Here is an 8,887-nt window from a genome sequence, read left to right on the forward strand (position 1 = left end):
TATTACAGCAAGATAAATCTTTAAAGAACACCCTGAAATCAAAAAACAGCTTTGGGGTGGTGAACTATGGAGTGATGGGGGTTACATTGGAACTGTAGGCGATGGAACAACTTCCAATGTAATAAGAAACTATGTTGAAAATCAGGGAAACCTGGAAGAAAATGAAGCATATCAGCAAATGAAAATTCTCTATTTTGAATAACCATTACAACCAGAGCGGTGGCGCGAACATACCCAGTTGCTTGCAGCGGGGTGCGCCAGCGCAAATTTGATCTAACTGTCAAAGCTAGGATATAATCTTATAAGCTTCAGAACCTCGGATCCACGGTAGGAGAGAAAAATCGGTTCTGCAAGAGCAGGAAAACTTTTAAATATAATAATATAAAGATAAAAAATAAACATTTGATCGATTGTATACAGATAAATACATACTAAAGTCAAATAGTTTATATATAAACACACAGATTGATTCACTTTTAACATATCATGTTTACAAAATAAATATTATTTTTGTAAGTTGACCCAATCAGTAAATAATTGACTGCAAGAGGTTGACTCACATTTACCTAGTATTTTATTTATAGGAGTTGAAACTATGAGCAATAAAATTATCGCATTTGACTTCTTAAGGGCATTAGCAATAATTATGATTATTCCGGCTCACTTAAGTAACTTTTTATTTTCTACTTACAGCAAGCTAGCCCTTTATGCCTTTGACCCTTATTTCGCAAATATGGGACTGGGACTTTTTATATTTATGAGTGGATATTTATTATATTATAACAACCACTCAATATATTCGTTCCAGCATGTATTGTCTTTCTATAGAAAACGGCTTTTGAGGATTTTTCCCCTTTACTGGGCCGCTCTTGCCGTTTTTGTACTTGTGTTTTTTGTATTTGCTCCAAAGTTGAATTCGAGTTTCTTGTTTCCCCATGCAGAACATGTATTCGGTCATTTTAATTTACTCGTGCACGTGCTGGGATTACAAATTTTCCTTGCCCCCGCATACGCTTCTCCCATGTTGACATTATATTTTATCGGTTTAATTATTGTCTTTTATACCATTTACCCATTAATTATTATGTTTTCAAAAGATTCAAAACAGCTTTTGTTTTCCTCTTCCCTTATATTTCTCGGGTTTTTATTAGTCTCAAGAACTTTCAATATTATTGATCATCGTTTTTTCATGTTTTTCCCAATATTCGTGTTTGGTATCCTTACCTGTAAAGAAAGTTTATTTGAAAAATCCGCGAGAACGATTTTTAAAATTCCTGTTGTCCAGATCCTGCTGGCAGCCCTTCCGGTTATATTTGTACTCGTCGTTGTTTTAGGGTCGAGAATGGTCCTGCTTTTAGATCCGAAGGTTTCTTTAACCATTGATGCTCCAAGCGGCACCATAGGATCTTCTATGCTCGTATCCATGTTAGGGAGCGTGGCAAATTCATTAGGTCTGAGTTACACCACTTTGAAATTTATCGTCGATACGCTGATTCTCAATATTTTTATAATATTATTCTGCATCTTTGAATACAGATTTGCAATGAAATTTATCAATGATAAATTCTCAAGCTCGTTGAGTTTGATCCTTACTTATATCGCCACATCTTCATATTGCGTTTACTTATTCCACAGGCCTTTTTTGGCTCTTTGGAATTCCGGAACGAACTTTATAAGTAATCCAATATTGCACGATATTATCGTAATATTCGTAGCTGTTCCGATCCTGTTTTTTATCTCGTATCATGTCCAGATATTCGAATTAAATTTAAAGAAATATTTCCCACAAGAAAAAGTCCCTGGTAAAGATCTTCCCTTCAATGGATCTACAATAGGCTCCAGCAAATGAGCATCAAGGCACAAATCAGTTTACAGTAAACAACATTATAGAACAGACTTATTAAAAAAATAGTTATATGAAAAAATAAAAACTTTACTATTCCGGAACTGAAAACTTTAAAAGTAAAACATAGAACGTTTTATAGAAAATTTCAGTCCGGGATATCCTCTTTTTTTGATTGCTAGTTTTACTACAAAGTATATTAGGTGAACTATAAAGCATTTTAATATAATAAATTGTTTAATGCATAATTCATAACTGGCGAGGCAACCCATCCAAAAATAAAATTAATAATTTAAAGGAACAGAAAAATTTTTAGAAAATATTTGAAAGTTACGCTGAGGGGGAGATTCGAACTCCCGTAGCGCGTGAGCACTACCGGTTTTCAAGACCGGCGCCGTAGTCCGCTGGGCTACCTCAGCAGGTTGAAAAAATGGTTCTTGCAGCTTCCGGAAAGGGAATTATGCAGATTATCCTGACATTCAGGGAAGCGTATACAGAAAACCCGATTATAATATATAAAATTTGCGAAGAGAAAAGACTCTTCGCTTTTTCAGTACAGTTTCAGACTGAAATCATATTTCAGGTTCTGAAGATTCTTCGCCTTCGGAGTCAGCCTCTAATTCGGCTTTAGCTCTGGATTCGATCTCGGCGATTTCCTGAGCTTCGGATTCGGCTGTGAGCTTTTCAATGATCTGGATTTCCGTAAAACCGGCGTACTTGAATAGTTCGGATGCGACCCTGTTCTTTGCCATGAGCCAGCGCTGGTTGAAGGTGAGGCCCGTGGGTATATAGATCTTCGCAACTCCGTCAGCAGTCTCGATTTCCAGATCCCTGATGCCGGTGTAGAGGGCAAGCAGTCCCTGGATCTTCTCGGTGTCAGCCTCAAGGATTTTTTCAATGGTGTACTCATAGACAACCGTCTTGCCTGCAAGAGGGCTGTTAAAGTCCACAGTGACCCTGCGGCCTATGACCCTGCTGACAATACCTTTCCTGCCGTCAAGCTCAACAGCAAGACCAGGGTGGACATTTCTGTCCTGCAGTTTTGTAATGGAAACGGTTTCTATAAGCTTTGAGTTGCTCGGGCCAAAGGCCTTTTCCGGAGAGATTACAATGCTTCCACTGTGACCTACTTCCTTTCCTTCGAGATCTTCGTCAAGGCCTTCAATAGTATGTCCCGCCCCGACAATAACAACGTCTCCGCCGTAAAGCCCGCGTGGATTAAATATTTCTTCTTTTTTTGCAAGTTCTTCGTCTGTTGTGTCGAAAATCTTGCCATCTTCAAACTTACCTGTGTAGTTTAACTTTATGAAATCGCCTTTCTGGATTGCCATAATTCTCAACTCTTTTATTAAATTAGCTAATTGATAAGCAAGCAAATCATTTTTTGTCAGCCAAATTTAGGAAATTTTGAAGTAAATGTGTTTCACGCTATAGAACTCTGCCTTTAATAAGCTTTTTGGGAATCAGCAAGGTTAATGAAGATCTTACCGGTCATTACAAAAAATTTTTATTCCAAACGAATTTTCCTGAAACCGCATCTGTTGACATCTAGATTAAATTTAAGTGGGATTTTACCTTGAAAATGAGCAGGTAAAACTTTTTCTTTTCCTTTTTTAGAAAGCTGCTAATTTCTGCAAGAATATCCCTATCCTGCAAATTGCTCAGATAAAAGTAAAGGTTCCGGCAGGGAAAATTTTTATCCTGGGACCTTAAGTCTAATAAGTTTTTAAGTTGGATGTACTTTCTCATATTCCATATGTCTTTCGATTACTATTTATGCCGCTGAATTACAATAAAATATTAAAATATAATCCTGGTTATTTGCAGTGAGGGATTTGGAATATATAGATAATTTTATTGGGTTTAGGTATCCTTTTGTATTTCATCCGGTTGAGTGCCCGGAGAGGATACTTAAGAGAAGGATTTCCGTTTTCAGGAGGGGCATATGGAAAAGAGGCTTATGAGAATAGGGATTTCCCTGCCCGGGGAACTTCTGGACAAGTTTGATAAAACTCTTCTGAAGAGAGGTTACTCCTCTCGCTCTGAGGGTATAAGGGATGCCATAAGGACATACAACCAGCATTATGAATGGATGCAGCAGATCAGGGGAACAAGGACTGCAACGATTTCTATTGTATACGATTGTTCAAAAACAGGGGTATCGAGCACCCTGGCAAAAATCCAGCACGAAAATATGGATCTGATAAATTCCTCAGTACGTTTTCATATAGACGCGAATTCGTGTTTTGAAGTAATAATTCTTGAAGGAGAAGGGAAAAAAATAGTCGAGCTGGTTGAAAAGATTCTAAGTTTAAAGGGAGTTAAGTACTCCAGGTTAACCACCCTCCCTAAAGAGAAAATTGAAAAAGTGGATTTAAAAGCCTTCTAATTCTGGAAATGGTCCAAAATCCATTGATATTCAATTCAGGCATCAAATTTAGCCAGAAGAACAGTAGACATTCCTGATAAACTCTGAACCGGAAAGTACTTGTGTGTCGTCGTATGTCGTTATTTCAGTCGAATACCCGCAGCTTGCTGCGGGGATGGAAACTTCCCCGAGACCGTTGTTAACTAACTGATTTATATTTTTAGTTGTCGTTGTATTATAAATGGAACTACGACATGCAAGCCAGTGTGTCTCTAAAATAAGATACCATATGGTTTCTTGTATCCTACATTCGGCAGCAAGCACATTCTAACATTTAAAATCATTAATTATCATTTTTTGCAGGTTCACTTAAAAACCAGTATCATCCGGACTATATACCCTGCTTTCGGCAGGTCGACATTAGAAATGAAAATATTTTTTCTGATGCTTTTTTTGAATATTAGCTAATTATATATTAGGTTTAAAGTTGGTTAACGTGTGGCTCAACTCCCACGACATATATGAGTACTGAATCATTTTTTCATTGAAGTTTTGTATGAAAAATTAATAATTGGTCATATGTAAACCTAACAACTGCACACAATTATGGAGCATCATTTCAAAATCGCCATCAACAAAAATTATTGAAAATTAAATGTCGACCTGCCGAATATAGGATATACCTAACATTAGTTGTCATTTATCTCATTTATTATAAATATATATTAATTATGTCATGGTTAACATTTAGTAATTTTTGATTTAAATTGAATTTCATAAGTTCTGAAAAAAACGATATCAATAGAAAAATTGAATAGATTTTTATGTCGACATACCGAAAGCAGGTTGTATGAAATTCCGGAAAAAGCTTCTTTTAGATACAGTACTCATCAACTTTTTGAAAATAATTTGTTTTGAAATTGGTGAAAGGTATTGTTTTGAATTTGATGCAATTGGTAGTGATGGTTATCATGTCCATTTTTTTGTTGTGCTGAGCCAAAGTATTCTCCCTCAAAAGTGATGCAAATTATAAAAATAGTGTCCTCTTAAATTCACTATCAAACTGAAGATCCTTTCTCTTTTTTTCCACTAATTAAGGCGGTTAATGGTTTCCCCAAAAAAAGTACATCTTATTTCCTACTTAAATTCCAATTAAAGTCGTATAAAACTTAAATTTTATTGAGGAGGACTTACAATCCTCCTCTGGTGATAAAATATGAAAGCTCCGCTTATTCCAGTAAACGAAGATTTCAAATGGAAATTATTATCCGAAATATTAAATGTTTTTGGTTTTAGATCTTGCAGACAAATACTTACGAAGAGGGGCATCCTGCCCCTCTCAAAATCAGTTCGTGCTCTTAAAATCGTACTTTTGAGCATGTTTTTTTCCTGTGAGATCTCCTATACTTTTAGGAAATTGAAAGAAAGGGAAAGCTTGAGAACCTTTTTAAAAATCAGTTCAGTACCCACTGAAAAGGAAATTTATGGCCTTCTTAGTAAATATGAACCCCAACAGTTTACTGATTTTGTTTTCGAATTATTGAATGATTTATACCCTAAGAAAAAGTGGGTCAAAAGGCATTATAATTGACAGTACTGACATAAACCTCAATTTGAACTGGCATGCTAAAAAGATATCCAAAGAAAGTCTGGAAAACAAAGAATACAAATGGGGTCACTCAACCCACAGAAGTTTCTTGGCATGAAACTGACTCTTGCACTTGAATATCAAACATTAAAACCTTTAGTGTTTCCGATTAATGAAGCAAATGTACCAGAATCTAAAATTTATTAGAGAAAGAAAGGAATTACAAGCCTTCGCTGAATAAAGAAATAAAGAGGAGAATAATAAGAAATGAAGGATTTGGATCCAAAAAAAGAGTAAGAGAAGACGGAAATCATTCTTAACCGATAACCAATGAATATTATTTAAATTAACACTTAAATGGACATTTTTTCTACAACAGATGACGGTTATATAGGCTCATGAATTTTAAGTGTTTCAGGCATAAATCTGCCTGTTCTTCTCTTATACAGATTATAATCTGGATACGTTTTAATGAGCAGTTTTTCTTCATATCTGGATTTGAAATCATAAAAAATTAATGATGCAACAGCTGCTGCTATGCTTCCTAAATTTCCGATAAGGAATGCAGTTCCAAAGGATATCTGAATAAAACTGCTGTAGATGGGATGGCGAATATATGCATAAACCCCATATGTTACTAGTTTGGCAGAATTATTAGGCTTGGGGGCAGCGTTCAATTTTAATTTATTGGTAGTACCGTGTGCTTTATTGGCCAGAATAAATAACATGAACCCAAAAATTAATAATAAATATCCGTAAGGTCTTAAAAAAGTGTATTTAACTTGTTCTACAAAAGTGCTGAGGGGAAACAACCACCATAAACCCCATTGAATAGTCATAATTATTCTTTCTTCTTTTGAGTCTTCCATTTGAGATCAATTCCAATCACACAGTAGAGTTTATGAAATCGGATTTACAATTGAAACATATTTAAATCCATTTTGCGCTTTATAGGAAATTGAAGGAATCTCAGCCTCTTCTAATGTCCTGTAGCTCATATTCTGTAAAGAAATTGTATATTACATTTATAAATGTAGCTGTTTTTCAGATTTTGGCAATATGTTGAATTTTCTATAATATGATTTTTGACGTTAAATTTTACATAATTTTTAGCCACTGTCGTTTAATCTTACACAAAATGGAAGTGACTTATCGTTATGTTGCCTCATGTGTTGTTCAGCTCGTCAGCCTTTGCCTGCGCCACTTCCTCTGTTTCGAAGATCTCAATGAAAGGATGGACATACAAATACACTCCATCGGTAACCAGCATAGTTCTGTACATGAGAGTGTACACAGGTTTGTCCATGATATCAGCTCTCAGGTAGCTGATTTCATGTTCACCAAAATTTACCAATGTATATTCTAAGCCATCTATTTCTATTGTCTCAGGAAATTCTACACCATCAAATACCTGTTTCCCGACTGAAAAATTCAAGTCCTTATATAATAATATCAGTTGAACAAACACTCTCGGAAGCTTCGATTCCTTGTCTTTATCTAAAAAATATGATACGTCTACTTTCTCATCTGCATACGCAGAAAAGCTCGCATTTTGAGCCGCATATTCACATACTGATTCATATACTTATACAACGATTCCATTAATTTCGAGATGAGTTGACATAAATTTCAACCCCGTTGATTGTATTCTGTCTATATATTATCAAATAAAAAATATATGAAAATTTAAATTATTTATTTTTTTAATAAAGTAGGTATTTTTTCAGCAGCAGCTACCAGCATGGTATTATCATTACGAATCAAAGATATCGTTATCGCACCTTCGATCATTAATTGAAGAATTGAACTTAGTTCCGTTGATCTTTCTGATGAAAATCCACTATTAACTAATTTCTGATAATATGTATCATTCCACAGATTATAGACTTCAATACAAGCTTTTCGTAAAGAATCGCCTATTAAGACTGTCTCTAAGGCCAGCAAACTGATAGAAAAACAATTATCTTGATCATTTTCATTGAATTTCCGTGCTAAATCTAGAATAAACTCCTTGATGGCTTGAACTGGATCGCTATTCTTTGCTAATTCTTCTTCTATATTGTGTTGAATTTTATTCCCCATCAATTTTATAGTGGCTGCCACTAATTCTTCCTTTCCATCAGGAAAATGATAATACAATGATCCTTTCGGTGTTGCACTTTCTTTAATAATTTCATTTAACCCTGTAGCATGATAACCGTTTTTTTGGAATAAAAAAGCAGCCGTAGTAAGGATTTTTTCACGTGTATTCATTTTAGATTCCACAAAATTATTGATAATAGGCATGGTTATTGAAAAACGTAAGCAAATAATATATTTCCATCTTTTTCAAACATGGGAGATGTGCCCGATTTTTTAGAATTTTGTTCTATCAAGTCTTCAGTTGATAAAACAAGGACATTAATCTTTAAAAATTGATCATTTTTTAGGGTTTATTTAATAAAGAAGTCCTAAGTTGTTGAACTGTGTCTTGATGATCCGCAGGCCCTCTTCGCAATCCTCGGGACATTTTCCACCTGTGATTACCAGCTTGCCAGTGCTGAATACAAGCACTACCACCTTGGGAGCCTCAAGCCTACAAACAAGCCCAGGAAATACCTCTGGCTCGTACTCGACGTTCTCCATGCCAAAAGCTATAACAATGGCGTTCAGGTTTAAATTCATCTTTAAGTTGGCGGTGGCTACTATATTCTGAACATAAATCTCAGGCTCTAGATCTATTTCCTTGCAGCCAATGGAATCGAGCTCGTTAGCCAGCTTGATCATAGCCATATGAGCTTTCTCGGGACTCTTGGTTCCAGTGCATACCACTTTTCCGGAGGTAAAAATTAGAAAGCATGCCTTGGGATTCATAATTCTGTATACGAGGCCTGGAAACTTCGTTTTGTTATATTCTGCGCCTTCAAGCCCAGTCTCCATTAATTTTTGCAGGTCGAAATCTTCTGCCAACTTGGTAGATGTTACTACGTTCTCTATAGTTATTGTGGGTTCCATATAACATCCCATAGAATTTTGGTAATGGGCGTGAGTTATTGAAAAACTTAAGCACGAAAATATCTTTCTATTTTTTTTCCAAACATGAGGATGT

Annotated in this window: 7 protein-coding genes, 1 tRNA gene and 3 pseudogenes; 5 read left to right on the plus strand and 6 right to left on the minus strand. The window is 35.4% G+C overall.

The features are described 5' to 3' along the window. Positions 1–16 precede the first annotated feature (16 nt). Positions 17–202, plus strand: a pseudogene (locus RG963_RS15750) (transposase); the annotation flags it as partial. A 393-nt stretch (positions 203–595) separates the two neighbouring features. Beyond that, complete coding sequence (locus RG963_RS15755; protein ID WP_310577231.1) at positions 596–1,849, plus strand: acyltransferase family protein; 1,254 nt, start codon at positions 596–598, stop codon at positions 1,847–1,849. 327 nt (positions 1,850–2,176) lie between these two features. On the opposite strand, the gene RG963_RS15760 is transcribed toward RG963_RS15755, so the two are convergent. Together RG963_RS15760 and RG963_RS15765 are read right to left on the minus strand one after the other, a co-directional pair. Further along, positions 2,177–2,262 (minus strand) — tRNA-Ser (locus tag RG963_RS15760). 153 nt (positions 2,263–2,415) lie between these two features. Further along, positions 2,416–3,174 carry an FKBP-type peptidyl-prolyl cis-trans isomerase gene (locus RG963_RS15765; protein WP_310577232.1) on the minus strand — a complete coding sequence of 253 codons (759 nt, stop codon included), beginning with the start codon at positions 3,172–3,174 and terminating at the stop codon, positions 2,416–2,418. A 614-nt stretch (positions 3,175–3,788) separates the two neighbouring features. On the opposite strand from RG963_RS15765, the gene nikR reads away from it, so the two are divergent. The 3 genes and pseudogenes from nikR to RG963_RS15780 form a co-directional block, all read left to right on the plus strand. Next, complete coding sequence (gene nikR, locus RG963_RS15770) at positions 3,789–4,232, plus strand: nickel-responsive transcriptional regulator NikR (protein WP_310577233.1); 444 nt, start codon at positions 3,789–3,791, stop codon at positions 4,230–4,232. A gap of 829 nt (positions 4,233–5,061) precedes the next feature. After that, positions 5,062–5,258: pseudogene (locus tag RG963_RS15775) on the plus strand (transposase); the annotation flags it as partial. Positions 5,259–5,427: 169 nt separating this feature from the next. Beyond that, a pseudogene (locus RG963_RS15780) lies at positions 5,428–6,003 on the plus strand (IS5/IS1182 family transposase); the annotation flags it as partial. A 182-nt stretch (positions 6,004–6,185) separates the two neighbouring features. Here RG963_RS15780 and RG963_RS15785 read toward each other — a convergent pair. From RG963_RS15785 to RG963_RS15800, 4 genes are all read right to left on the minus strand, one after another. Further along, a complete protein-coding gene (locus RG963_RS15785) occupies positions 6,186–6,668 on the minus strand; it encodes a methyltransferase family protein (RefSeq protein ID WP_310577234.1) in 483 nt (160 codons plus the stop codon). A 296-nt stretch (positions 6,669–6,964) separates the two neighbouring features. Continuing rightward, a complete protein-coding gene (locus RG963_RS15790; RefSeq protein WP_310577235.1) occupies positions 6,965–7,234 on the minus strand; it encodes a hypothetical protein in 270 nt (89 codons plus the stop codon). 260 nt (positions 7,235–7,494) lie between these two features. After that, a complete protein-coding gene (locus RG963_RS15795; RefSeq protein ID WP_310577236.1) occupies positions 7,495–8,052 on the minus strand; it encodes a TetR/AcrR family transcriptional regulator in 558 nt (185 codons plus the stop codon). 183 nt (positions 8,053–8,235) lie between these two features. After that, positions 8,236–8,793: a TATA-box-binding protein gene (locus tag RG963_RS15800; protein WP_310577237.1), complete on the minus strand. Its 558-nt coding sequence runs from the start codon at positions 8,791–8,793 to the stop codon at positions 8,236–8,238. Positions 8,794–8,887 lie beyond the last annotated feature (94 nt).

Origin of the sequence: Methanosarcina baikalica (assembly GCF_031461075.1) — an archaeon.
Lineage (GTDB): Archaea > Halobacteriota > Methanosarcinia > Methanosarcinales > Methanosarcinaceae > Methanosarcina > Methanosarcina baikalica.

Bases quoted from the DNA above. Each gene is read 5' to 3' on its own strand.
- RG963_RS15795 (WP_310577236.1), bottom strand. From the start codon at position 8,052: ATGAATACACGTGAAAAAATCCTTACTACGGCTGCTTTTTTATTCCAA.
- RG963_RS15755 (WP_310577231.1), top strand. From the start codon at position 596: ATGAGCAATAAAATTATCGCATTTGACTTCTTAAGGGCATTAGCAATA.
- RG963_RS15765 (WP_310577232.1), bottom strand. From the start codon at position 3,174: ATGGCAATCCAGAAAGGCGATTTCATAAAGTTAAACTACACAGGTAAG.
- RG963_RS15800 (WP_310577237.1), bottom strand. From the start codon at position 8,793: ATGGAACCCACAATAACTATAGAGAACGTAGTAACATCTACCAAGTTG.
- RG963_RS15785 (WP_310577234.1), bottom strand. From the start codon at position 6,668: ATGGAAGACTCAAAAGAAGAAAGAATAATTATGACTATTCAATGGGGT.
- nikR (WP_310577233.1), top strand. From the start codon at position 3,789: ATGGAAAAGAGGCTTATGAGAATAGGGATTTCCCTGCCCGGGGAACTT.